19 protein-coding genes and 6 pseudogenes are annotated in these 23,697 nt (G+C 70.8%); 8 read left to right on the top strand and 17 right to left on the bottom strand.

The window, feature by feature from the left end; translation table 11 throughout:
* Positions 1-76 precede the first annotated feature (76 nt).
* From ABZ937_RS18385 to ABZ937_RS18330, 12 genes and pseudogenes are all read right to left on the bottom strand, one after another.
* Positions 77-346, bottom strand: a complete 270-nt coding sequence (locus ABZ937_RS18385; protein ID WP_361692994.1) for a hypothetical protein — start codon at positions 344-346, stop codon at positions 77-79.
* A 192-nt stretch (positions 347-538) separates the two neighbouring features.
* Positions 539-760, bottom strand: a pseudogene (locus tag ABZ937_RS18380) (IS630 family transposase); the annotation flags it as partial.
* A gap of 141 nt (positions 761-901) precedes the next feature.
* A complete protein-coding gene (locus tag ABZ937_RS18375) occupies positions 902-1,468 on the bottom strand; it encodes a DUF4396 domain-containing protein (RefSeq protein ID WP_361692992.1) in 567 nt (188 codons plus the stop codon).
* A gap of 46 nt (positions 1,469-1,514) precedes the next feature.
* On the bottom strand, positions 1,515-2,339 hold the full coding sequence (locus ABZ937_RS18370) for an MBL fold metallo-hydrolase (RefSeq protein WP_361692990.1): 825 nt from the start codon (positions 2,337-2,339) through the stop codon (positions 1,515-1,517).
* A complete protein-coding gene (locus tag ABZ937_RS18365; protein WP_361692988.1) occupies positions 2,332-3,204 on the bottom strand; it encodes an NAD-dependent epimerase/dehydratase family protein in 873 nt (290 codons plus the stop codon). Before ABZ937_RS18365 ends, ABZ937_RS18370 begins: the two co-directional genes overlap by 8 nt.
* Before the next feature lie 152 nt (positions 3,205-3,356).
* Entirely contained in the window at positions 3,357-6,152 is a 2,796-nt protein-coding gene (locus tag ABZ937_RS18360; RefSeq protein ID WP_361692986.1) for an AAA family ATPase, read from the bottom strand.
* 75 nt (positions 6,153-6,227) lie between these two features.
* A pseudogene (locus ABZ937_RS18355) lies at positions 6,228-6,655 on the bottom strand (short-chain dehydrogenase); the annotation flags it as partial.
* Between the two features lie 429 nt (positions 6,656-7,084).
* Positions 7,085-7,817 (bottom strand): annotated as a pseudogene (locus tag ABZ937_RS18350) (transposase); the annotation flags it as partial.
* Between the two features lie 129 nt (positions 7,818-7,946).
* Positions 7,947-8,450, bottom strand: a complete 504-nt coding sequence (locus tag ABZ937_RS18345) for a GNAT family N-acetyltransferase (RefSeq protein WP_361692984.1) — start codon at positions 8,448-8,450, stop codon at positions 7,947-7,949.
* A 71-nt stretch (positions 8,451-8,521) separates the two neighbouring features.
* The gene (locus tag ABZ937_RS18340) at positions 8,522-8,956 is read right to left on the bottom strand and encodes a DUF2267 domain-containing protein (protein WP_361692982.1); all 435 of its coding nucleotides are present in this window, start codon (positions 8,954-8,956) and stop codon (positions 8,522-8,524) included.
* A gap of 62 nt (positions 8,957-9,018) precedes the next feature.
* Positions 9,019-9,414: a DUF2267 domain-containing protein gene (locus ABZ937_RS18335; RefSeq protein ID WP_361692980.1), complete on the bottom strand. Its 396-nt coding sequence runs from the start codon at positions 9,412-9,414 to the stop codon at positions 9,019-9,021.
* 100 nt (positions 9,415-9,514) lie between these two features.
* Positions 9,515-9,940, bottom strand: a complete 426-nt coding sequence (locus ABZ937_RS18330; RefSeq protein WP_361692978.1) for an Hsp20/alpha crystallin family protein — start codon at positions 9,938-9,940, stop codon at positions 9,515-9,517.
* A 129-nt stretch (positions 9,941-10,069) separates the two neighbouring features.
* On the opposite strand from ABZ937_RS18330, the gene ABZ937_RS18325 reads away from it, so the two are divergent.
* Positions 10,070-10,744: a type III effector protein gene (locus ABZ937_RS18325; RefSeq protein WP_361692976.1), complete on the top strand. Its 675-nt coding sequence runs from the start codon at positions 10,070-10,072 to the stop codon at positions 10,742-10,744.
* Positions 10,745-10,990: 246 nt separating this feature from the next.
* On the opposite strand, the gene ABZ937_RS18320 is transcribed toward ABZ937_RS18325, so the two are convergent.
* On the bottom strand, positions 10,991-12,259 hold the full coding sequence (locus ABZ937_RS18320; RefSeq protein ID WP_361692974.1) for a DUF418 domain-containing protein: 1,269 nt from the start codon (positions 12,257-12,259) through the stop codon (positions 10,991-10,993).
* 366 nt (positions 12,260-12,625) lie between these two features.
* On the opposite strand from ABZ937_RS18320, the gene ABZ937_RS18315 reads away from it, so the two are divergent.
* Complete coding sequence (locus ABZ937_RS18315) at positions 12,626-14,413, top strand: ABC transporter ATP-binding protein (protein ID WP_361692972.1); 1,788 nt, start codon at positions 12,626-12,628, stop codon at positions 14,411-14,413.
* Positions 14,414-14,921: 508 nt separating this feature from the next.
* Here the strand turns inward: ABZ937_RS18315 and ABZ937_RS18310 are convergent.
* Positions 14,922-16,040, bottom strand: a complete 1,119-nt coding sequence (locus ABZ937_RS18310) for a histidine kinase (protein ID WP_361692970.1) — start codon at positions 16,038-16,040, stop codon at positions 14,922-14,924.
* Positions 16,037-16,732 (bottom strand): response regulator transcription factor, encoded by a 696-nt coding sequence (locus ABZ937_RS18305; protein WP_361692968.1) that lies wholly within the window; start codon positions 16,730-16,732, stop codon positions 16,037-16,039. Before ABZ937_RS18305 ends, ABZ937_RS18310 begins: the two co-directional genes overlap by 4 nt.
* Positions 16,733-16,897: 165 nt before the next feature.
* Between ABZ937_RS18305 and ABZ937_RS18300 the strand changes: the two genes are divergently transcribed.
* The 4 genes and pseudogenes from ABZ937_RS18300 (at position 16,898) to ABZ937_RS18285 (ending at position 20,520) form a co-directional block, all read left to right on the top strand.
* Positions 16,898-18,109, top strand: coding sequence for a DUF418 domain-containing protein (locus ABZ937_RS18300; protein WP_361692966.1), 1,212 nt, complete (start codon positions 16,898-16,900; stop codon positions 18,107-18,109).
* Positions 18,110-18,833: 724 nt separating this feature from the next.
* Positions 18,834-19,037 (top strand): annotated as a pseudogene (locus tag ABZ937_RS18295) (recombinase family protein); the annotation flags it as partial.
* Positions 19,038-19,043: 6 nt separating this feature from the next.
* The gene (locus tag ABZ937_RS18290) at positions 19,044-19,181 is read left to right on the top strand and encodes a TetR/AcrR family transcriptional regulator (RefSeq protein WP_361693227.1); all 138 of its coding nucleotides are present in this window, start codon (positions 19,044-19,046) and stop codon (positions 19,179-19,181) included.
* A 508-nt stretch (positions 19,182-19,689) separates the two neighbouring features.
* Positions 19,690-20,520: a lipase family protein gene (locus tag ABZ937_RS18285; RefSeq protein WP_361692964.1), complete on the top strand. Its 831-nt coding sequence runs from the start codon at positions 19,690-19,692 to the stop codon at positions 20,518-20,520.
* Positions 20,521-20,893: 373 nt separating this feature from the next.
* On the opposite strand, the gene ABZ937_RS18280 is transcribed toward ABZ937_RS18285, so the two are convergent.
* Positions 20,894-21,517 carry a DJ-1/PfpI family protein gene (locus ABZ937_RS18280; protein ID WP_361692962.1) on the bottom strand — a complete coding sequence of 208 codons (624 nt, stop codon included), beginning with the start codon at positions 21,515-21,517 and terminating at the stop codon, positions 20,894-20,896.
* A gap of 89 nt (positions 21,518-21,606) precedes the next feature.
* Here ABZ937_RS18280 and ABZ937_RS18275 point away from each other — a divergent pair, with 89 nt between their 5' ends.
* Together ABZ937_RS18275 and ABZ937_RS18270 are read left to right on the top strand one after the other, a co-directional pair.
* The gene (locus ABZ937_RS18275; protein WP_361692960.1) at positions 21,607-22,944 is read left to right on the top strand and encodes a PLP-dependent aminotransferase family protein; all 1,338 of its coding nucleotides are present in this window, start codon (positions 21,607-21,609) and stop codon (positions 22,942-22,944) included.
* A 124-nt stretch (positions 22,945-23,068) separates the two neighbouring features.
* Positions 23,069-23,182: pseudogene (locus tag ABZ937_RS18270) on the top strand (IS5/IS1182 family transposase); the annotation flags it as partial.
* A gap of 117 nt (positions 23,183-23,299) precedes the next feature.
* On the opposite strand, the pseudogene ABZ937_RS18265 reads toward ABZ937_RS18270, so the two are convergent.
* A pseudogene (locus tag ABZ937_RS18265) lies at positions 23,300-23,497 on the bottom strand (transposase); the annotation flags it as partial.
* Positions 23,498-23,697: the final 200 nt, after the last annotated feature.

The raw sequence follows: 23,697 nt of genomic DNA, 5'->3' as shown, positions 1-23,697 counted from the left end.
CGTCAGGTGGCCAGGGTGGTCGCTATGAGGGCTGAACCCACCCGTCGCGGGGTGATCCTCCGCCATGTCGCGGCCATCAACGAGTGGTGGTGACCAGCACATTCGATCCACGCCCTAGTTGGTGGGTGACTCGTCGGCGAGCTGGTTGCGGCGGGCCGACGATCGTCACGTCCAGGCGGCCCACATTCGACACGTCGGTTCGCACCCACCAGCGACCGTTGTGCTTCAGCCGGGTGGATAAGACCTTGACACGGCCACCGGTGAGACGGTGGCTCCATATCTGCCAGCCGAAGCCGGCCGCGCCGGTGACTGCTCCGAAGACAGCCAGCGCATTCGTCCAGTTCATGATCGAGCCTAGAGAGGCCCAAGCGCGGTCGTCTGGCGATCAGGCCCTTCCAGCCGCGCGGCATCCGAGTACGGGCGGGCGCTGCCGCTCGCACTGGCCTCTGGACCGTGTCACGCACGCGACCGACGCAGGTGCTGCTCCTGACCGACGCCGAAGCCGCCGCGTAGCTCACCGCCACTGGGGCCGGGGGATCTACTGACCTTGTTGCCGTGATGTCGTCATGGTGAGGCCGGTTTCGGTGAGACATCCGTCGACGAGGTTGCTGCGCTACTGGATCTGGCGGAGACCGTGTCGGAGCGTGCTCATGAGGTGGTCGGGGGCGGTGAATGCGGTATTGGCCTGACTGCTGCGCCACGGCAGTGACCAGATGGCCTCAACGGGGTTGAGGTCCGGTGCGTAGGCCGACAGGAAGTAAGCATGATGGGTGCGCCGAGCTGCTGGTCGATGACACTTTCCAGCCGGGTGGTGAGGTCGGCCCGGGACAGGCCGGGTTCGGCCTCGACCCGGCCCAGCGTCCAGAACTGCGGCTGGGTGATGTCGGCCCGGGCCATGGCGTCACGGATGTAGCCGATGACGGCCCGGTGCACCGCGCCGCTCCAGTAGCCGATGGGCTGTCCGGCCAGATCGTCGTCGCCGGCCTCCGGGCGGCAACTGCGGCAGCGGTCGAGGAGGGCATGCGTGGTTCCGGTTCGTCGTGTGGGTCAGGTGTGGTGGGCGGGCAAGGCCGCATGGCCGGCGCCGCTTCCGATCCAGCCACTTGTTGACCGGAAGCGTGGCGACGAAGGCGACGGCCAGTGCGAGCGCGAGAGCGGTCCAGAACACGGCTTCGCCCAGAGGGGCGGCCATCGCGCCGGGAAACGCGACCATCGTCAGGTTGTCCGTGATCTCCATGACGGCGATCGACAGGGTATCGGCGGCCAGTGCCACCGCCGCCTGCCGAAGGCCGGCACCCGTGAGCAGGACTCCCCGCATGGCCAGCGCGTAGCCGAAGAGGAAGGCGAGGACCACGGACACTGCGATGGAGGTTGCGTCGCCCCAGCCCAGGGCGGTGGAGAGAACCATTCCGAGGGCACAGCCGGTCAGGCAGTGGGCCGTGGCCAGGGCGGCCGTGCCCCAGCCCACCTTCTGGCCACCGTGCCACGAGGGGGCAGCTCCTGTGGTGGGTGGGTCAGTCGCCCGGGACCGCGGCCTGTTCGAAGCGGAGATAGCGGTCGACGGACCGAGCCAGAACTTCGTTGCCGTGGGAGGTGACGACCCGGTCCCACCAGGCGCCGTAGATCCTCTCGAAGCGGTAGCCGGCGAGCAGGTCCGCCGCCGCGCGAACGGCGTGCGGGCGCTCCGGAATGTGGTTGGCGTAGCTGTACATGACGGTCACCCAGCGGCCGTCCGGGCAGACGTTGACCACGTCGCCGGTGAACAGCGCCCCGTCGCCCGCGCTCCAGTGCAGCACCGCACTGCCCGGGAAGTGCACCCCCGGGTTGATCAGCGTCAGCTCGTCGGTGAGCCGGTGGGTGCGGCCGCTCCAGAACCGCAGGGCCGGGTCCGGCCGGCCCACCCACTGCCGGTCGGCCTCGTGCAGATGGACGGGCGCGTCGAAAGCGTGCGCCCACTCCACCATCGAGGAGTAGAAGTGCGGGTGGCTGATCGCGATGTGGTCGATGCCGCCGACCTCCTCGACGGCCCGCACCACCGCGTCGTCGAGGTACGGCACGCAGTCCCACAGCACGTTCCCGGCGGCGGTGCGCAGCAGCAGGGCTCGCTGGCCGATGGCGAACTGCGGAGTGACGCCGACGCCGAGCACGTCGGGCCCCTGCTCCTCGAAGCGGCCGCTGTGGCCCTCCTCGCGCAGCTCGGCCAGGGTGGTCCAGCGCTGGCCGTCGTGGCCCACGTACTGCCGTTCGTCCAGGCAGACGGGGCAGTCCGGACGCCGGTCGGCGTACTGGGTGCCGCAGGTGCGGCAGATCGGTGGTGCCAGGACGGCGGTGTCAGCCACGGGTGCCTCCGGCCAGCTCGGTGAGGACGTGCGGGCGGCTCGGCAGCCAGCCCAGCTCCTCGACGGCGCGCCGCCCCGACACGACCTGGTCCAGTGCGAGCGCCTCGGCGAAGGGCGCCCCGAGCACCTCCGAGGCCTCCGCGAGCGGCCACGGCTCGGCCCGGCCGGTGCCGCCCGCGGCGACGTCGGCGGCCGCGGCGACCGCGGCCACCGGGACGGACTCGTGCGCCACGCCGTGCAGGAGGTCGCCCGAGTCGGCCTTGGTCAGCGCGATGACGTACAGCTCGGCGAGGTCGTCCACGTGCACCATCGGCCAGCGGGTCGCCGCCGAGCCCACGTAGCGGCCGGTGCCGTGCTGCCGGGCCCAGCCGGTCATCAGGGCGGTGATGCCGCCGTCCCGGCCGTACACGATGCCCGGGCGTATCACGACGGCCCGCACGTCGTCCCCGGCGGCGGCCAGCACCCGCTGCTCGATCCGCGGCCGGTAGCCGACGATCGCGATCGGGTCGGTGTCGGCGTCCTCGGTCACCGGGGCGTCCCCGGTGGCGCCGAGCACCCACACGCCGCTGGTGTAGACGAACGCCCGGCCGGTGCCGCGCAGCGGCGCGAGCAGCGCCTCCAGGGCGGCGGTGTCCACCGCCTCGTCGCCGGTCGGCGTGGCCAGGTTCACCACCGCGTCCACGTCGTCCGTCACCGCCGAGCGCAGCGACGCCGGGTCGGTCAGATCACCCACCCGCACCGGCACGTCCGGATGCAGCGCGGCCGCGTCCTTCACCAGGGGCACCACGTCGTGGCCCGCCAGCGTCAGTTGCGACACCACGGCGGAGCCGATGTAGCCGGTGGCACCCAGCACCAGAATCCTCATGAATCCTCCCGTTGACTCATTGACTCATTGACTCATTGACTCGTTGACTTGGTGACTCGTTGGTCGAACAGGAGGAACAGTAGGAACGGGGTCGGTACCCGCGGATCCGTCAGATGACCGGGGTCCCTACCTGGTCGGCCGCCATCGGCTCGTCAGCTCAGGTCCAGCGTGCCGAGGGCGGCCCGCGAGGTCACGCCGAGCTTCGGGTACGCGTTGGACAGGTGATAGCCGACCGTGCGCGGACTCAGGAACAGCCGGGCCCCGATGTCCCGGTTACTCAGGCCCGTCGCGGCGAGCCGGACCACCGACAGCTCCTGCGGCGTCAGCCGGCCCGCGACGTCCGCGCCCGCCGCCGGGGCGGCGGGCGCAGCGGCGCCCGCGGCCCTCAGCTCGGTGCGGGTCCGGTCCGCCCATGCCGTCGCCTGGACCCGCTCGAAGGCATGCAGGGCCATGGTCAGCGCCTCGCGGGCGTCGTTCCGCCGCCGGGTCCGGCGCAGCCACTCCCCGTACAACAGCCGGGTACGTGCCTCCTCGAACGGGCGGCCGTCCCCCTCGTGCGCGTCGAGTGCCCGCTCGTACCACTGCCCGGCCTGTCCCTCGGGTGCGAGCAGGGCGCGGCAGCGCAGCTCCACCGCCCCCGCCCACGCAGTCCCGGTGGCCGCCGCCCAGCGGGTGAAACGCCCGGCGGCCGGTTCGGCGTCGTCGGGCCGGCCGATCCGGACGGCCGCCTCCACCTGGTCGGGCAGGCTGTGCACGGAGACCATGAGGTGCCGGTACGGCCCTCCGGTGAGCACGGCGAATCGTTGCAGGGCGGCGTCGTAGCGGCCGAGTCCGAGGTCGAGCAGACCCTGGGCCCTGGCCTGCCACATCGGGCTCGGCGCGATGCCCGGGCAGAAGTCCTGTCCCGGCCGGGCACCCGGCTGCTCCGCACCGTCGAGTGCAGCGAGCACGGCCAGGACGCCACTGAGCATCGCGGCGAGATGGTGCTGACCGGTGTCACGGGCCATCTCCAGACCCTCGACCGCCGTCGCATACGCATCCCGGTGCCGGCCCAGGAAAAGCCGCAGCCGCGCCAGCCGCAGCAGCACCCGCGGCAGCACCCCGACGGCACCCTCGGCACGGCACTCCTGCTCCAGGGCCACGGCCTCGTCGTGCACCGTGCGGTACTCGCCGAGCAGCATGTCCCAGCCGTGCAGCCGCACCTGGTCGGCCAGGCTGCGCTCCTGCCGGGTCCGGACGACGTAGCCGGCGAACTCCCGTATCGCCGCAGCCCCGCCCACCGGATCACCCGCCAGCGTGTCGAGCACCCCGGCCGCGCCGCGGTGCACGGGATGCCCGCCGAAGTCCAGACCGGCCACACGCACCCGGGTGTCCCGGGCCGCCGCCACCGGATCCGGCGCGTCCCAGGCCATCGCCGCCGCCTCGAACAGCAGCCACGCACCCATGGCGGGACGGTACGCCGTCACCTCGGAGGTCGCCTCGACGAGCAGCAGCCGAGCCGACTCCGCGCGGCCCTGCCCGTGTTCGAGCGCCGCCCGGACGCTCGCGAGCCGGGCGACGGCCGGCGGGCCGCTCACCGGCCCCGCCTCGTCGGCGAGCATGCCCGCGAGCTCCACCTGCCCAGCCTCGGCCGCGGCGGCCGCCGCGGCGGCCAGCCGGAGTGACCGGGCCTCCGGTTCCTCGGTCAGCCGCGCGGCCCGCCGATAGGCGGCGGCCACCGCCGCACGGCCGCCCCGCGAGCGGAACAGCTCGGCGCTGCGCTCCAGTTCGGCGGCGACCTCCTCGTCGTAGCCGACGGTGGCCGCCGCCAGGTGCCAGGCCCGGCGACCCATGTCCCCGGCCGCGGGTGCCGCGTCGGCGAGCGCCCGGTGCGCGGCCGTCCGCTCGGCCAGTACCGCCCCCTGGTACGCGGCGGCCCGCACCAGCGGATGCCGGAACACCAGCCGGCGCCCGGACACCCGCACCAGGTCCGCCGCCTCCGCGGGCCCGAGGTCCCCGGCGGTCGCGCCCAGCCGTTCCCCCGCCGCCACCACCAGGGCCACGTCACCGGTGTCGTCCGTCGCGGCGACCGTCAGCAGCAGACGGGTCGGCGCGGGCAGCACCCGGATCCGCTCGTCGAAGATCCGCCGCACCCGCCAGGACGCCGGCAGGACGGCGATCTCCCGCGCGTCCAGCGGCTCGCTCCCGTCCCGCTGGGCCGCCGTCAGAGCCCCTGCCAGCTCGACCAGGGCGAGCGGATTGCCCTGCGCGAGCGCGAGGATCCGGCTGCTCACGGTGGCGTGCAGATCGGGTGCCCAGCCCGCGAGCAGCGCCGCGCCCTCCTCGTCGGTCAGCGGCCCGAGGTGCAGCACCGGCAGACCCGGGGCACCGGCGAAGGCCGCCGAACCCTCACGCGCGGCGAACACCATGGCCACCCGCCCCATGCCGATCCGGCGGGCCGCGAACAGCAGCGCGTCCACGGTCTCCAGATCCAGCCAGTGCGCGTCGTCGACCAGGACCACGATCGGACACTCCTCGGCCAGCTCGTCGAGCAGGCCCAGCGTCGCGGCCCCGAGCAGGAACCGGTCCCCGGCGGGCGCATCGTCCAGCGCGACCGCCCCGCGCAGCGCCCGCAGCTGATGCTCGGGCAGACTCCGCATCCGGTCCAGGGTGCCCCGGAGGAGCACCTGGAGACCGGCGTACGGCAGAGCCGCCTCCGACTCGACACCCGTGCACCGCAACAGCCGCGCCCTTCCCCCGGCCGCCTCGGCACACCGGTCGAGCAGTGCTGTCTTGCCCGACCCCGGCTCGCCGAGGAGCACCACGGCCCCGCCCCGGCCCTCCCAGGCTCCCGCCAAGAGCCCGTCGAGGACATCCCGTTCGTGCTCCCGGCCGGTGAGACCGGCGGGCCCCCAGTCGGCGGCGCCTGCCCGGACCGCGTCGGCCATCGGCGCTTCCCCCTTCTTCATACGGCTCACTCTCGCAGGTGGGCGTGGTTCACGATCTCACCGGTCCGACGGTCGCGGACCGGCCCGACGGCGTGGTCAGAGCGGCTCGCCGAGCGGACCGTACTGGGCTTCCAGTGACGCGGCCCACTGCGCGGCGAAGTCCGGCTGCCTGCCGTCGGCATCGGTGAACCCGTACTCGCGGTACAGGCCCGAGTGGCGAGCGCCCGGCCGCTCTTGGCCATGACATCGGGGTCGGCGGCGGGCGCGGCGACGGCCCGTCCCAGGTAGGCGGGCGTCTCCGAGTGGGCGAAGTTCGGGTCCTTGGCCACCGCGTACCGGCTGGTGACGATGTGGGTCTCCACCGCCTGCCCTACGAGCCGCAGACCGTTCTCCAGGTCCTGTTCCCACAGCGGGTGTTCCCAGTCGGTCAGAGGATCCCCGCCCCACACGGAGTTGACGAGCACGTCCAGCCGGCCGTCCTGCTCCTCCTCGATCCGCCGTACCAGGGCTTGGACCTGCTTCGGGCTGCTGTTGCGGCTCGCTTGGAAGTGAGCAGTTGTCGGGTGCTGACCAGGGTGTAGTTCAGCTCTAGAGTGCGGAGTCCGGTATACGCCGTCGTGGACAGCTTCGTCGTGTGCGTCCGATGCGACGTGGGCCAGGCCGCGTGACTGCGCGACGACGTCGCCGGCTGCGTGGAGGTTGAGCCACTGGATTCCCTGCGGGATCCGAAGCAGCCCGTCGTGGCCCAGGGAGCGGCGAATGGTCGGCCATGCCAGCGGCGAGCCGCAGGTGACCAGATGCTGCAGGCCGTCCGGGCCAGGGCCGATGTCCTTGCGCGTCAGCATGTCGAACACGATGACGCTGCCCAGGGAGTGGGCGATGACCACACGGGGGCCGGGGCGGTGCAGTTCCTCGGCGACCAGGTCCCGGATGGGGGAGCCGCCGTCATCCATCCAGCCCGCCCGCCGGGTCAGTCTGGGATGAAGCCGGTCCCACGCCTGCGCGATCGCCTTCCCGTAGCGGCGGGTGTCGGTGACCGTCACGGCCTGCTCGGCGCCCAGGTGGCCGGATCGCCGAAGACGAACTCGCCGCCGTGCTTGGGCGGGCGGCCTCCCTGCGGCGGTGAGATCCATGGCACCGGGACCGGCTTGCGCATCACCCGGTCCGACTGCAGCCGGCCCAGGACCTCGACGGGCAGGTCGCCCAGCAGATGAGCGATACGCGGCGCGTCACAAACTGCGTCCAGCACGACCAACATCCTGGCGTCGCCCGGCCTCCACTGGCCGGCGGCAATGAGTTGCTCGACGACTTCGCGGGGCTGGGCCGTGGTCACCGCCGCGACGTCGGCGCCGGGCTCCAGGCGGACGGCGTCCAGTACCGCCGTCCACGAGGTGCGGCCGGTCTGCAGGGTGGCCACGATCGAGTACGGTCACCCCGGGACCGTCTGGTGCTTTGCCCCGCCGCGGCCGAACGTATGGCAGAAGGCCCGGCCAGGGCAGGAGTTGGCGTCCGGCCGCAGCCACGGCGAGACGTCCGCGGCCAGCACGCCCCGACCGTCCGCTGCCTCGGCAACGGCAGCGAGGCCGGGGCGCGACGCAGTCGGGCCACGTCGATCCGCCCCTGGTTGAGGCCTCCGTAGAGAGCCCTGTGCCCGCGGCGGTGTTCCGGCGCGAGCGCCAGGTCGACCCCGCCCGCACGTCCGCTGAACTGCGGAGGAGCTGATCAAGTTCGAGCCGCGTTCGATGCTGGCTCCTCGATCAGTTCACAGGTCGCTGATCGAGTGCAGTTGGGCGAACTCGTCAGCGAGCATGCCCATCATGACGAGATCACGGTGCCGGCCAGCGAAAACACGTGATCGCGCAGGCGGCCCTCCTCCGTGAATCCGAGCCGCCGGTGGAGCGTCAGCGACGCTTCGTTGTGGGCGAAGATCCGTGCCTGGCACCTGTGATAGCGCCGTTCGGCGAACATGAAGCGCAGCAGCAGCACGACGGCTTCAACCGCGTAGCCCTTGCGCCGGTGCTCAGCACCGATCGTCGCCCCGTACTCGAACCAGCCTGCACGAGCGTCAGCAAGATGCGAGCCGACAGCACCGACCATTGCGCCCGTGTCGACGGCCTCGATTGCCAACTGGTCGCCGTCGCCATCGGACTTGGCAGCGGCTTGCTCCCTCGCCCAAACGCGGTAGCCCTCGGCGGGGCGAGGCGGCTGCGGCAGGTCTCCCAGCCCTTTCTCGTCCGCAGTGAAGCGCATGAACGCCGTCCAGTCGTCGGGCTCGATACCGCGCAGGCGTACGCGTTTGCCGGTCCAGAACGATGTCATCCCTGGGCGTTGCCGTCCGAGTACGTGACACGGTCACCGGCGTGCTGTGGTGCTGGCAAGGCTCGGCCTGTCTATGCGGCTTGGGTGAGTTCGGCACGGCCGAACAAGAGTGCGTAGCCGGAGGGAAGCTGGCGCAGGATGCGGGTGAGGAGATCGGGGCCGGCGTAGGCCGCGACGGCGGAGAAGACTGATCCGGTGTCCCAGCGAGTGGTGGCCTGGGAGGCGCCGGTGCGGGCGGCGAGGTCTTTGACGAAGGCCCAGCCGGTCAGCGGCTGGATGTCGGGGACCTGGGCGGTGAGGATGCGCGCGGCTTCGAGGGGCAGGCGGGCGGCGAGTTCGACGCGTTCGTCGCCGGTCAGCTGGCGTCCCAGTCCGGCGAGGACGAGGCGGACGGCTTCCTCGGCCTTTGCGCGGGTGGGGTAGGCGCCGTCGTAGCGGACCTTCTCCAGCATCTGCTCGTACGCCCTCCCGCAGGAGTGCTGGAGGGGTGCGCTGTGGTCGGACATCACTGCGGTGGTTGCCTTTCTGTCACCAGGGTCGTGGTGGCCGGTGTGCGGCCACTGGCGGGTCAGGTGGGCTGGGGGCGGCCGAAGAGGAGGTCGTAGCCCGCGGGGAGCTGGAGCAGGATCTGATTGAGGAGTTCGTCGCCGGCGGCGTCGGCGGCCGTGGACAGGACCGCGCTGACGTCCCAGGCCGCGGTCTCTTCGGTGGCGCCTTCGATCCAGGCCGCGGTCGCGCGCACGAACCGCTCGGGGGGCAGCGGCTCGGCGCTCTGCAGCGGGTTGAGCAGGATCAGAGCGAAACCTTCCGGCAGGCGCGCCGCCAGCTGGGCGCGTACCTCGCCGACCAGGTGTGCGCCCAGCAGGGCGAGCACCACGCGGGCCGCGCGTTCGGCCTCCTGCACGGTGTCGTACTCGCCGCGTTCCTTCACATGGTCGAGGAACGCTTCCCGTCGCACGGTCACGTCGGCCGCCGCCCTTCCTCGGTCCGCGGGGCGCGGAGGACAGGCGAGGGGGAGATCAGGTACCCGTCCTCCGCGGCTGTTCAGCCCCTATTGGTCCGGCTCAGCCGGAGATCTCCTTGTGGCCGGAGCCGATGGCGATCTTGCGGGGCTTGGCGCGCTCGGTGATCGGGATGCGCAGGGTGAGCACGCCTGTGTCGTAGTCGGCCTGGATGTGCTCGGTGTCGAGGGTGTCAGCGAGCACGATCTGGCGGGAGAAGACGCCCAGCGGCCGTTCCGACAGCTCCATCTGCACGTCGTCGGCCTTCGCCACGGGCCGGCGCTCGGCCTTGACGGTGAGCATGTTCCGTTCGACGTCGATCTCGATCGCGTCCGCGGTGACGCCGGGGATGTCGAAGGCCACCACGTACTGGTCGCCCTCGCGGTAGGCGTCCATCGGCATCGGGGACGGCCTGGACCAGGTGCCCGGGCCCATCAGCTGCTGGGCCAGCCGGTCGAGCTCACGGAAGGGGTCAGTGCGCATCAACATCGGAAAACACCTCCAGGAAGGTTCGGGCAGTTGCTGCCAATGCGCCTCACTGACACCGTTGTAACATGTCATCCAATGGATGACAAACAAAAATGTCATCGAAAGGATGACGACCCGAGGGAGGTGCCCATGACCCCGGCCGACCAGCCGGCCCCGACCAGCGCCGACGCACAAAGCCCGGCTTCGTTCCTCGCCGCCGCAGCAGCCCTTCAAGCCATAGACGACGCCCTGCATGCCGCCCGGCACGAGAGCCCGGGCACTGCCCAGGCTCACGACGTCAGCGCGGAGCAGGCCCTGGCCTCGCTTCTGCTGCTGCGGCAGGTCCGCGAGCAGCTCGCCGGATGGGAAACCGGCCTGATCGAAACCGCCCGGAAGGCGGGTGCCAGCTGGGCGGACCTCGCGCACCCCCTCGGCGTCGCCAGCCGCCAGGCGGCCGAACGCCGCTACCTGCGGGGCCGCCCCGGCCCCGCAGGAACCACCGGCGAACAACGCGTCCAGGCCGCCCGCGAGCGCCGCGCCGCCGAACGCACCACCGCTACCTGGGCCCGCCGCAACGCGGCCGACCTGCGCCGCATCGCCGGCCAGATCACCGCCCTCACCGACCTGCCCACTGCGGCGGGCCTCCCGCTCAGCCAACTCCACGCGGCTCTCGCTCACGACGACCCCGCCGCTCTCGTCCGCCCCCTCAACGCCACCCGCGCTCACCTGACCCCCACCCACCCCCACATCGCCGCCCAGCTCGATGCCCTGACGGACTCCGCCACGCATCAGGCAGCCCCCGACGGGCTGGATTTCGACTCGTAGAGCGTGGCGCGGAAAGGCAGGTCCCACGTGAGTTCGTAGACCCCGAGTGGGCGGCGCGTCCCCTTGATCCGTAGCCCCGTGGGGTGGTGGGCGGAGCCGGCCTGCACGCGGACTGGTGGCCCTCGGTGCGTCTTTCGGCGACGAGCCAGGCGTACGGGTGGAAGTCTGCGAGGACTATGCGCTGGCCGGTTCCATGAGCGGTCCAGGCCGGGGTGGAGCGTGGCGGCGTTCCACCCCGGCCGGGTCTCATCGGAGGTACTTCGCCGGCTTCGTGGCGGCGTTGAGCAGGTACTCCAGGGGGCCGCGGCGGAAGAAGCTTGACCAGATCGCGGCGAACACGATCGCCCCGAGGATGAACATGAGCAGGGGCACCCAGGACTGCTGGGTGCCGGTCCCGGCGGGCACGGACAGCGCGGACTGTGCGAGGAAGTGGCCGACGTAGGCGGTCAGGGACATGGTGCCCACGGCGATGACCGGTTTCGCCGGGCGGCGCAGTCGCGGCAGGCGGTCCATCGCCACCGTCGCGCCCACGATCACGAGGATCGCGACTCCGACGCTGCCGATGATGTCGAACGTGGTGCCGCTGTGCGGCCCGGCCGTCAGGAGCGACGACGCCGGCACATCGGGGAGCGACCCGCCGTCGAGGGGCACCGAACCGCTGTCGAGGGGCATCGAACCGGAGCCGCCGGACGACGACCCGTCCTCCGCCATGCTCCGCAACGCGCCCTTGCCGGCGAGCAGCAAGGACATGCCGTATGCGGTCACGGTGAGGGCGGCACCGAGCGCGGCCAGGCGCCGCTGGACAGTGCCGGAGGACAGGTCGAGGCGGCCCAGCGCCATGCCCGCGATCACGAACGACATCCACGTGAGCGCCGGGTAGAAGCCGCTGAGCAGCAGATCGAGCACTCCCACGTCGCTGAGCCGGTGGAGCGGGTCGTAGGCGTTGATGCTCTGTCGGGCCGAGTCGGTCAGCAGCGGGGTGAGGGCGAACGCCAGCTGCGGTGTGACGAGGGCGAGCGCGGCCGCGATGATCGCGAGCGTTCTGGCGCGCAGTCGCACCAGGGGCAGGGCGAGGAGGAAGTGGACCCCGTAGAAGCCGAGGATGATCACTCCTCCGTACTCCATCGCCATCACGGTGCCCAGCGCCAGCAGGACCACGGCGCGGATCGCGATCCTGGCCTTCGCCTGCCGGCGGGCCAGGCCGGTCCTGGGCTCGCGGCGGCCTGCGATCAGCATCAGCGAGAACCCGGCGAGAGTGGCGAACAGGACCGACGAGTGACCGTCCGCCAGGTACCGGATCCAGCTGGCGACGCCGTCCGTGGCCGACAGCGGGGGGCCGATGTGCACGACGTACATGCCGAACACCGCCAGCGCGCGGGCCAGATCCACCCCTACGAGGCGTCCCATCGAGACACCGGGCGAGGCCGGCACGGCGGACTCGGGGGAGGTCCGGGGCGGCGGAGGTGAGTTCTCCTGGGGAGCTGACGTCTCCTGCGGCGGCTGTGTCTGTGTCATACGGAGAACCTCGCGTGGCCGTCAGGGGCGGACCATCCGGCAGCATTCGGTAACGCCCCCGCCGATCGGCGGGTACCACCCTGCCGACCGGCGGAGTCTCGTCCCTGGCCGGCCCGGTGCGACCGGACGACGGTCTTCTTCAGCCACCCGGCGGGTTCAGCCATGCGGCGGGTTCAGCCACCCGGCGGGGGAGGACCCGCCGGGTGCCGGGTGGGCTCGGGGCGGACGGGCTTCCAGGCTGGAGGCATGACACACCGTGCGCGACACAACGAGCGCGAGGACTTCCTCTGAGCCGACACACGCTTACGCCCTGGTGCGCCGGACCGCTGATGCGGTGCCCGGCAGACTGCAGAAGAAAGGAACGTCGTGAACACCGCATCCGCCCCGGCGACGGATGAAACTCCCCTGTCCACCCGAGAAACGATCAAGGCACTGCACGCCTACGTCCGCCCGCACCGGTGGGCCGTCGCCCTCGGCCTGCTCTGCGCCCTCGTTGGGGTCGCCGGGGGACTGCTGCAGCCGCTGGCCACCAAGGCACTCGTGGACCGGCTCGCGACAGGTGAGACCATCGCCGGGATCCTGATCGCGCTCACCGTCCTGGTGGTGCTGGGCACGGCGGTCGAGGCGTTCGGCGCGTATGTGCTGGAGCGGACGGCGGAATCGGTGGTGCTGGCCGCGCGGCGCACCCTGGTGGGGCGGTTGCTGCGGCTGCGGATCGCGGAGTGGGAGCGGATCCCGCCGGGTGATCTGATGTCCCGGGTCACCTCGGACACGACGCTGCTGCGGGCGGTCAGCACCCAGGCGGTCGTCTCCGCGGCCACCGGCGCGGTGGCCTTCGTGGCGGCGATCGTGATGATGGCGTACCTGGACGTCGTACTGCTGGGCGTGACGCTCGGTGTGGTCGTGCTGGTCGGCGGGGCCGTCGCCCTGGTGATGCCGAGGATCGCCCGCGCCACAGAGCGGGCGCAGGAGGAGGTCGGGGAGATCTCCGTCGCGCTGGAGCGGTCTCTCGGGGCGTTCCCCACCGTGAAGGCATCCGGTGCCGAGGAGCGGGAGACCGCCCGGGTGGAGGCGGCGGCGCGGCGGGCGTGGCGGCACGGTGTGAAGAGCGCGAAGTGGGAGGCCGTGGCCGGCTCGGCCGACGAACTCGCCGTCCAGCTGGCCTTCCTCGCCGTGCTCGCGGTCGGCGGGGCGCGCGTGGCGTCCGGAGAGATCCCCGTGTCCACCCTCATCGCCTTCCTGCTGTACCTCTTCTACCTGATCGAGCCGGTGTCCAAGCTGATCGACGCCGTGACCTCCTACCAGGAGGGGGCAGCCGCGATCTCCCGGATCGCGCAGGTGGAACGCCTGGCGACGGAAACACCCGCCCGGCAGGAGCGCGCCCTGCTCAGGCAGGAGACAGCGGTGTCGGGTCCGGCGTCGGTCCGCTTCGAGGACGTGTCCTTCCGCTACCGCCCGGGCCTTCCGTACACCCACCAGCAGGTGAGCTTCGAGGTACCGGGCACCGGGATGACCGCCTTCGTCGGTCCCTCGGGCGCGGGCAAGTCGACGGTGTTCGCGCTCATCGAGCGGTTCTACGAAGCCACCGGCGGCCGGGTCCTGGTCGACGGCAAGGACGTACGGGACTGGTCACTGCCTCACCTTCGGTCCGCCATCGGCTATGTCGAGCAGGACGCGCCCGTGCTGGCCGGTACGCTGAGGGAGAACCTGGTCTTCGCGGCGCCCGGCGCGATGGACGACGACATCCGCGACGTCCTGGCCCGGACGAAGCTCGACACCCTCGTCGAGCGTCTGCCCCATGGCCTGGACACCCCGGTCGGACACCGCGGTTCGAAGCTGTCGGGCGGCGAGCGGCAGCGCATCGCCATCGCCCGCGCCCTGCTCCGCAAGCCCCGGCTGCTGCTCCTGGACGAGGCGACCTCACAGCTCGACGCGGTCAACGAGCTGGCGCTGCGGGACGTCATCACGGAGGTGGCCCGCGAGACCACCGTGCTGGTGGTGGCCCACCGTCTGTCGACGGTGACAGACGCCGACCGGATCGTCGTCATGGACGGCGGACATGTCCGGGCCGTGGGCACCCATGAGGAACTGGTGGCCCGGGACCGGCTGTACACCCGGCTGGCGGCCACCCAGCTCCTGGCCCCCGCGCGATGATCCACCACACGCGGGGTTGTCCGGTCGTCCACGGCCGCATTCCCGGCCGGACAACCCCACGCACCGGCACCCACGGAAACCAAGACCGCGAAACGCCCTGTATGTACACCGAGTCCGCCATCCGTTGCGGACGTGCGGTGTGGTCCTGGCCGGCCCAACCGACTGCGCAGTTCGGCGGCGTGTACGGGCTCCTGGTATCGCGTTCGGCCGTCGCCGCGCCCACCCAGTTCGGCGAGAGGACTCGAGCGGCACGCATGGACGACGCGGTGTGGGTCCTGTTCCCCGCCCTCGCCTCGGCCCTGGCCCATGGCGACGCCCACCAGATCGCCCCACCAGGATGCCCAGGGCCATCCCGGCGTACGGGGGTGTGGTGCGTGCCGCGCTCGCCGAATGGCCGTTGGTAGGGGCGACGCTGCCCACCGCACTGCTGCTGTGGGGGCGTGGCTGGTGGCGCTCCACGAGCGGTCCTCGTGAGCCGCAAGCCGACGGAACAACACGAAGGGATCGGTCAGTCCGCACTGAGGGGAATCCGCAGCCGCACCCGGTAGCCGCCCTCCGCGGTCGGGCCCGCAGCCAGGGTGCCGTGCAGGATCTCGGCCCGTTCCCGCAGACCGACCAAGCCCTGCTGCGAACCGGGGAGCGAGAGGGAAGGGCGCGTGGGCGCAGTGTTGGTGACGGTCACTCCGACCTCGTCGCCGCCCTGCCACAGCTCGACGCAAGCGGTGGCGCCGGGGGCATGCTTGCGGACGTTGGTCAAAGCCTCCTGGACCGTGCGGTAGAGGGCACGTTGGGTGGGGGTGCCGACGGTGGGCGGCAGCTCACCCGTCAGCTGTGCGTGAGTGCCGCTTGATTCCACCAGTTTGCGCAGATCGGCCAGGGTGGGCTGCGGCGTCAGCTCGGTGACGTGGCCGCCGGAGGCGCGCAGCAGCGTGACCATCGTGCGCAGTTCGTCAAGGGTCGTGACGCTCAGCGAACGGATCGTGCGGGCAGCCTCCTTGGCGTCCGCGTCCTTGGCGGCGACCTGCAACGCTCCGGCCCGTACGGCGATCAGGCTGACCTGGTGGGAGACCACGTCGTGCATCTCGCGGGCCAGCTGGGCGCGTTCGCGGGCGAGCACGGCCTGGGCGTGCAGCGCCCGCTCGTGCTCCCTGGCCTCCTCGATCTCGACAAGCCGCCGCGCCAAGTCCCTGTGTGTCTGAAGAAGCTGTGCGATGAGGACCGGTGCGGCGGCGGTCGCCAGGCCGTAGACGAAGGTGAGCAGCGTCATGGTCCGGCCGACCTCGGTGAGGCCGGCCAGGGGCCACGGAGTGCTGTTCGCGACCGCGATCAGGGCGACGCAGACCGCGAGGAGAGGGCGGTTGCGGGAACGCTCGGCCAGCGTGAACAGCGCCGCGAGCGGAGCGACGGCGACGGGCTGCGTCAGCGAGATGGGCAGGGTGAGCAGGAACACGCCGAGCGGGAACCGGCGCCGGAAGGCCAACGCGGCGCAGCCGAGCGTGGCCAGCGCGATGCCGAGGCGCGTGTCGTCCAACAGGTTCAGCCGCGCGTCCACGGCCGCTGCGATCACCAGGACGAGGTCGACGACCGGCGCGGGCACACGCTCCCACAGAGCGCGGGCGCGATTCATCGCCCGGCCCTCGACCGCGAGCGTTCGTCGAGCAGCCCGGCCCGCTGCGCCAGCAGCGCGGCCTGCACCCGGCTCGTCACCCGTAGCTTCGTGAGGATCGCGCTGACGTGGTCCTTCACCGTGCCGGCACCCAGGTGGATGCGCGCCCCGATGTCGGCGTTCGACAGACCCTCCGCCACCAGGACGAGGACGTCACGCTCGCGGGCGGTGAGCAGCCGGACCCGTGCCGCATCCTCGTCGACGGTCACCTCGGTGCCGGGGTGACTGTGCAGCAGGGTCCGCGACGCCTTGGGGGAGAGCACCACACCGCCCGCTGCCAGGGTGCGCACCAAGGGGGCGAGCTGCTCCGGCTCGGTGTCCTTGAGCAGGAACCCGGCCGCGCCCGAGTGCAGCGCGGTCAGAATGTACTCGTCGGCGTCGAACGTCGTCAGCATCGCCACCACCGGAGCGTCCGGCCCCGCCCGCAGCTCGCGCAGGACGGTGAGCCCGTCGACGTCCGGCATCCGTATGTCCAGCAGCACCACGTCCGGCCGCTCCCGGCGGACGGTCTCCACGGCCTCGCTGCCGCTCGCCGTCGCGACGACCTCGATGTCCTCGGACGTGCCCAGAATGAGCTCGAAACCCGAGCGGACCAGTGCCTCGTCGTCCACCACCACTACCCGGATCACGCGCTCCGCCTTACCTTCATCCATGCCGTCCGGCCCATGCCGACTCGACTCTAAAGCCACCCAGAGCCCCGGCGGCCCGACGAGCGGCAGCTCCAGCCACATGGCGGGGTAGCCCCCACCAGTCGGCAGGGACATCACAGCCGCCTGCCGGATAGTCCATGATCGGGCCCGGTCTCCAGCCTGAGGGGCATGACACCTCACCTAGGCACCCAGCCACTCCCGGCCGACACAGCGTCCCCTGCACGCGAGCGTGATGAGCCCTCGACCGGTGCGCCCGGCGTGGGCCGGCTGATCGGGCTGGACCTGGCCCGCGGCCTGGCCGTCTTCGGCATGTACGCGGTCCACGTGGGCCCCGCCCCGAGCCAGGGCGGTGTCATCGGCTTCCTTATGGAGCTGGCGCAAGGCCGCTCCTCCGCCCTGTTCGCCGTCCTGGCCGGCTTCGCGGTCGCCCTCATCACCGGGCGCCGTACACCGAAGACCGGGCTGGCCGGTCGCCAGGCCGTCACCAAGGTGATCATCCGGGCCCTGATCCTGCTGGCTCTCGGCACCGTCCTGACCATCACCGGCACCCCGGTCGTGCCGATCCTCGCCTTCTACGGACTGTTCTTCCTGCTCGTGCTGCCGCTGTACCGGCTGGGCGCCAAACCGCTGGCGCTGATCGCCGCAGGATGGGCCCTGGCAGGCCCGCAGCTGCTGTACCTGCTGAAGCCGGTGGTCGGCGAGCGCGCCTTCCCCACCGTCGGCCAGGCCGACGGCATCGTCTCGCTGCTCTTCACCGGCGGCTACCCGGCCCTGACCTGGGTCCCGTTCGTCATCGCCGGTATGGCAGTCGCCCGCCTCGACCTGGCCGCCACGGCCATCCGGACACGCCTCGCCCTCACCGGCGCCGCCCTCACCGTCACCGGCTACGGCGGCTCCTGGCTGGCACTGCGTCTCGTGCCCGGTGCCGCCGCAGCTGTCCGGGAAGCCGCGGGGGGACCGGGCATGTCTTCCATGTCGTCCGCACCGCCCGGCAGCGAGGGCATCTTCGGCGACATCCCCGCCGGGATGCTGGTCGCCTCCCCGCACAGCGAGGCGACCCTGTCCATCGTGGGCAACACCGGTGTGGCGATCCTGGTGATCACCGCGTGCCTGACCGCCGTAGACGCATTCCCCCGGCTGAGCCGCCTGGCCAAGCCCGTCATCGCGGTCGGCTCGATGTCACTGACGGCGTACGTCTACCACATCGTCGCCATCTGGCTCCTGGACACCGAGGAAACGACCCTCCCCCCGCTGTACATCCTGCTCGGCTTCATCACGTCCGTCACCGTCCTCGCCACCCTCTGGTCCCGGTTCTTCCAGCGGGGGCCTCTGGAACGGCTGATGGGCAGGGCGACCGGACTGGCTCGACACATTCGATAAGACGCATTGGCTGTGTCACTTCCCGCGAATGTGATTTCGACGCGAGTTCGGGAGTCACCTGCCGCTCGTCTGCATGATCAAGTCGAGGAGAATCGATGTCACTCGCCCTTCAGGGGGAGCGGAAGAACTGCCGGCAGCCGGCCGAACAGGCCGCCCCTGGCCCGGCCGGGACCGATGCAGCGGCTGCTGGGCTACGCCGGCTGGGACGCCGACGCCGTCCGTGACGGTCTCCCCGGCGTTGCCCGTACGGCGCCGCGAGCTCCACACCACGGGGTTGTGGACGGAGCGCCATACGGGGGCGGTGGGGCCGTGGTGGAGCAGGTCGACCAGTGGCGCTGCGAGGACGGGGACGTCGTACAGGAAGCGGGACGGTGGCACCAGCAGCCCGGCGCCGCCACTCCTCCAGCGCCGGCTCCTGGAGGGCCGGGCGGCGACGCCCCGGGACCACGGGGACGTAGCGGTGAAGGCGCTCCTAGGCGAACAGCTTGCCGGCGAGGCGTTCGAGGCCCATGGTGGCCACTTCCAGTCGCCTTCCACCAGCGTCCAGCTCGCCAACAGTTCTTCCGGCGACCACTCCTGTCGCACACCCGCCCCTTGTCGTCGGTCCTCCAGGCATTCACCCGGACAGCCCAACGAGGCGTCCCCGGGAACGGCAGAGAAGCGAGCCCCGGAACCTACTGGCGGGTTACTTGCTCCCTGGTGTCCGGGCTAGGACTCCGGGGCCGAGATCGGGTTCTGCTCGCTGCACGAGCGCCTGGACACCACCACCCCCGGTGGCCGGCTCGTCTTCCACGTCTTCGCCGCGCTCACCGAGTTCATCCGCGAGCTCATCGTTTCCGGTACACGCGAGGGCCTGGACGCCGCCGGCGCCCGCGGCCGGGTCGGAGGCCGACCCACCGTCGCCACCCCCGAGATCATCCGGGCCGCCCGCGGCATGCTCCCCAACCCCGAGAACTCGATCACCTCGATCGCCAAACTACTCGGCGTCAGCCCCGGCACCCTCTACAACCACATCCCCGACCCGCAAGAACTCCGCGCCGCCGGCTGCATCCCGAGCCGGCGCAGGCTATGACCATTCGGTTTCGTCTCCGCCTTCATCCAGGGCCTCTTCGTCATCGGCCTTCTCGGCGTTCTCGCCCTCAGCGAACCTGGCCGAAGGATTCGGTTCGAGGTGACCGATTGGATGGCCCGGGTCGCGTTTCCTGTCGGCTGGCCAACGCTGATCGGTGGCATCCCCGTCTCCTGCCACAGCTCCTCCTGACGCTCGAGCGATCGAGGGGCGGTGTAGCCCCAGCGCCAGTATCGGTATCCCGGCCCTCCAGAGCTGCTGGGCAGCCCCGAGCTTGGCCCTAACGGGCGACCAAAGCCCGGCAAGCCCTAGCCGACCGCCCGGAGGCCACCCGAAAGGACATCGGAGACAGCCGGCGGCCGCGGCTCTCGGCCCAGTGGAGTTGCCGGACGCAGCCCCCATCGGGCGTCCGAACGTGGGCTGTCCGAGCAGCCCGCCCGCGCGCCTCCCTCCGCGCGAACGGTGGATATCAGGATGCTTTGCATACGCACACCATCCTTGGAGGACTCCCGTGCCCGTCCCCACTGCTTTCGACCACGCCGCGACCGGCTACAGCCTCCCGCACGCCTACTGGATGGCCCAGGCCTCCAGGCTCGCCTACGCGGATCCCGCCCGGGTCGAATCGACCGTCCGCGGCTGGGGGTTCGACAGCGTGCGGCACTTCGTCTCCCCGCACGCGATGCCGTTCCCGATCGAGGACACCCAGGCCTACGTCGCCGCCTCCGACCGCATGATCGTTGTCGCATTCCGCGGCACGGAGTCCAGGAACATCCGCGACTGGCTCACCGACACCACCACCCCGCCCGTCCCCGGCCCCGGCGGCAAGGGCTTCGTCCACCACGGCTTCAGCCAGGCCCTCGCCTCCGTCCACCCGCAGATCCGCGACACCGTTCACGAACTGCGCACCAACAACCAGACCGTATGGATCACCGGCCACAGCCTCGGCGGCGCCCTCGCCATGCTCGCCGGTGCCCGCATGTACTTCGAGGAGCCCAACCAGCTCCCCGACGGCGTCTACACCTTCGGCCAGCCCCGCACCTGCGAACGCCTCCTCGCCGCCGCCCACAAGACGCCGTTCAAGAACCGGCACCACCGGTTCGTCAACAACAACGACATCGTCCCCACCGTCCCCCCGGAGCCCGCCTACACCCACGTCGACCAGCTCCACTACTTCGACACCGCCGGCCGCCTCCACGACACCATGCCCCTCGTCGCGGGCCTCACCGACCGCGCCAAGGGCGTCGCCACTGCCGGCGACCCCTTCGCCGCCGGCACCGACGGCATCCAGGACCACGCCATCGACCGCTACATCGCCTGCCTGGAGAAGAACCTCGCCAGCTGACCCGACAGCAGGCGCGTACCGCGGAAGCCGACCGCGCGGCCGATTGAGTCCTGCCCGCCCGCGTACAGGAGTTCCACGGCAAACGACGAAGCCCCCTGCCCGAGACGGGCAGGGGGCTTGAGCGCACTGATGTACGGACTGGAGGCGACGGGCCTTGGGAGGTCCGCGCAGCGTCGCGACCCCCGTCCAGCTCAGCGCCAGCTGACCGCTACCGCCAAACGAGAGCACCCGGCTGCTGCGCCACCCCCTCACCCGCCCCGAGGACTGCGACAAGCTGGAAGGCTGGACGCTCCACCGGCTCCGCCACAGCGCACTCACACACAACGCGGAAGACAGCACCTCAACTCCGATGCTGCTGCTTGCGACTGGTTGTTCAGATGAGCGCCGGTGTGGGAGCGGGCAGGTAGGGCGTGATGTTGCGCCACGCCCGCTCGACGTATTCCTCCTTCTCGCCGACCGGGGCGACATAGTGCAGTGCGCCTTCGGCGGCGTCGTTGCCCTCGAGGCGGGCGATGATCCAGGCGGCGAGGTAGTGCGAGGCGAGGCAGCCGCCGGCGGTGGCGATGTTGTCCTTGGCGTAGAAGGGCTGGTTGAGCACCTCGACGCCGGCGGCGATGACCCAGGGCTTTGTGGTCAGGTCGGTGCAGGCGGGGATGTCGTTGAGCAGGCCGAGCTTGGCCAGCACGAGCGCGCCGGAGCACTGCGCGGCGATGAGTTGACGCGAGGGGTCCAGGCCGCGCAGGACACTCATGATCGCCTGGTCTTCGACGACCTCGCGGGTAGCGATGCCACTGCCGACGATGACGGCGTCAGCGGCACACGCCTCCTCAAGAGTGGACATCTGTTCGATGGTCACGCCGTTCATCGACGTGACCTTGGGGCTGGGGGTGGCGACGGTGACACGCCAGTCATCGGTCTTGATGCGGTTGAGCACACCGAGCGCGATCAAGGAGTCGAGCTCGTTGTAGCCCTCGAAGGTGAGGATGGCGATGTGCACGGCGGCTTCCCTTCCGGATGAGCGGGGTCTTGACGGTAAGGAGCCGCGAGCAGGACAGTCAAAGAATTGTCATGGATACAATTCGATGCATGGCAGCCTCGCGGTACAAAATCCTGGTTGACGCGCTCGCATCCGACATACGGACAGGCCGACTCGCCGCAGGCGTGCGGCTGCCGACACACCGCGGGCTCGCCGCCCGCGAGGGCATCGCTGTGGTGACCGCGACCCGGGTGTACGCCGAGCTGGAAGCGATGGGCCTGGTGAGCCGGGAACAGGGCCGCGGCACATTCGTGCGCGACATCGCGGTTCCCGCCGGTCACGGCATCGATCAGCAAGTCGTCGCCACGGATGCGGTCGACCTCAGCTTCAACTATCCGTCGCTGCCCGGCCAAGCCGATCTCCTACGGCAGGCTCTGCGAGAGGTGGCCACCTCTGGTGAACTCGACTCGCTGCTGCGCTACCAACCACATCGAGGGCGTCCCCAGGACAGAGCCTCGATCGCACGGCACCTGAGGCGTCGAGGAATCACTCCTGACGCGGATCGGATCCTCATCGTCAACGGTGCGCAGCACGGCCTGGCCGTCACCGTCATGGCCGCGCTCAACGCCGGCGACGTCGTCGCGGTCGACGCACTCACCTACCCGGGTTTCAAGGTGCTCGCGCATGCCTTTCATCTCGACCTGGAGCCCATACCCACCACCACCGACGGGCCGGATCTCGATGCCCTCGAGAAGCTGTGCGCGACCCGCCCTGTGCGCGCGATCTACACCATGCCAACCTTGCACAACCCTCTGGGGTGGGTCATGTCGGCAACTGACCGCACCCGTCTGATCGAGATCGCTCGGCAGCACGGTCCGATCATCATCGAAGACGCCGCATACGCCTACCTGGTCGAGGACCCTCCACCGCCTCTGGCCGCAAGTGCACCGGACATCACCGTCTACGTCTCGGGACTGTCCAAGAGCGTCGCCACCGGCCTCCGGGTCGGCTTCGTCGTCGCCCCGCCGTCCAGGGTGCCGTCGCTCGAACGCGCGATTCGGGCGACCACCTGGAACACCCCGGCCCTCACCACCGCGATCGCCTGCCGCTGGCTCGAGGACGGCACGGTGGACCACTTGGAAGCACAGAAACGCGACGACGCCAAGTCCCGCCAGGCACTCGCCAGACAAGAACTGGTGGGCCTACCACTCATCAGCCACCCCTCGTCCTACTTCACCTGGCTGCCGCTGCCCGACGACGCACGCGCCGATCGCCTGACCGCCACCCTCGCGCGTCAGCACATCTCGGTAAGCACGGCGGAGCCCTTCACCACCTCGAAGCGCACACCACAGGCGCTCCGCCTCGCTCTCGGCTCGACCGACCTGGACAGTCTCCAGTCGACGCTGCGCACAGTGCGACGAGTCGCCATCGAGGACGGCTACGCCTGAACTCCACTCAACCAGCCGATTCCCGCCGCACCGGCCTCTGCGGACGAAAGGCCGTCGGCGCTGGAGTGTGGGGGCCGGTCGGCCTGGGACCCGAGACTTCCCGGGCGGCCTCGTACGCGCGACGGAGCGGGGTGTGGCCTGTCCGAAGTCCTGGCGGAGCTTCCGCAAGACCCGATGCAGTCAAAATCGAATGCCGTCAATTGCTGCAGCCGTCCTCACTCTGGAGCGGCAACGCTGAAAAAGCTCAGTGGTTGGTGGGCCAGCGAGCCGGGCCGAGCCGAGCCGCATCCGGCTGTCCATGAGCAGGCTCGCAGGCAGGTGGGGGGAATAGGGCACAGTCGGAAAAGACCGTGTCCTACATGGTGAGTTTGAGGAGCCGCTTGTAGCAGCAAAGGGCTGCGGCGAGTCCGAGAAAGGCCAGGTAGTTGCGGGGATGGCGTTCGTATCGGGGGCTCAGTCTGCGGTAGCCGGACAGCCAGGAGATGGTCCGTTCGATCACCCATCTGCGGCGGCCCAACCGTTCGCTGGGCTCTATACCCTTGCGTGCGATGCGAACGCCGATGTGCTTGCCCCACAGCCATTGGACAGTTCCGGGTCTTCGCGCAACCACGCCGCAAGTGGCGCCAACTCGTCTTCGAGACCCTCGCCATCCCTGTCCGTCTGCTCAATGAGCATCCTCATACGCCTTCTTCCCCCTGTGCCTCGATGAGCTCATGGCGATCCGGTTGCCCGCCGTCATCGGATTCTCCGGAG

Source organism: Streptomyces sp. NPDC046727 (assembly GCF_040645635.1).
In the GTDB taxonomy this organism is placed as follows: Bacteria; Actinomycetota; Actinomycetes; order Streptomycetales; family Streptomycetaceae; genus Streptomyces.
The sequence above is the reverse complement of the archived record's forward strand: the minus strand, read 5'-3'. Positions and strand labels throughout refer to the sequence as shown.

Coding starts and splice junctions, on each gene's coding strand:
- ABZ937_RS18290 (WP_361693227.1), top strand. CDS start 19,044: ATGCTCCCCAACCCCGAGAACTCGATCACCTCGATCGCCAAACTACTC.
- ABZ937_RS18305 (WP_361692968.1), bottom strand. CDS start 16,732: ATGGATGAAGGTAAGGCGGAGCGCGTGATCCGGGTAGTGGTGGTGGAC.
- ABZ937_RS18275 (WP_361692960.1), top strand. CDS start 21,607: ATGGCAGCCTCGCGGTACAAAATCCTGGTTGACGCGCTCGCATCCGAC.
- ABZ937_RS18385 (WP_361692994.1), bottom strand. CDS start 346: ATGAACTGGACGAATGCGCTGGCTGTCTTCGGAGCAGTCACCGGCGCG.
- ABZ937_RS18340 (WP_361692982.1), bottom strand. CDS start 8,956: ATGTCCGACCACAGCGCACCCCTCCAGCACTCCTGCGGGAGGGCGTAC.
- ABZ937_RS18320 (WP_361692974.1), bottom strand. CDS start 12,259: ATGACACAGACACAGCCGCCGCAGGAGACGTCAGCTCCCCAGGAGAAC.
- ABZ937_RS18345 (WP_361692984.1), bottom strand. CDS start 8,450: ATGACATCGTTCTGGACCGGCAAACGCGTACGCCTGCGCGGTATCGAG.
- ABZ937_RS18360 (WP_361692986.1), bottom strand. CDS start 6,152: ATGAAGAAGGGGGAAGCGCCGATGGCCGACGCGGTCCGGGCAGGCGCC.
- ABZ937_RS18365 (WP_361692988.1), bottom strand. CDS start 3,204: ATGAGGATTCTGGTGCTGGGTGCCACCGGCTACATCGGCTCCGCCGTG.
- ABZ937_RS18325 (WP_361692976.1), top strand. CDS start 10,070: ATGACCCCGGCCGACCAGCCGGCCCCGACCAGCGCCGACGCACAAAGC.
- ABZ937_RS18310 (WP_361692970.1), bottom strand. CDS start 16,040: ATGAATCGCGCCCGCGCTCTGTGGGAGCGTGTGCCCGCGCCGGTCGTC.
- ABZ937_RS18330 (WP_361692978.1), bottom strand. CDS start 9,940: ATGTTGATGCGCACTGACCCCTTCCGTGAGCTCGACCGGCTGGCCCAG.
- ABZ937_RS18300 (WP_361692966.1), top strand. CDS start 16,898: ATGACACCTCACCTAGGCACCCAGCCACTCCCGGCCGACACAGCGTCC.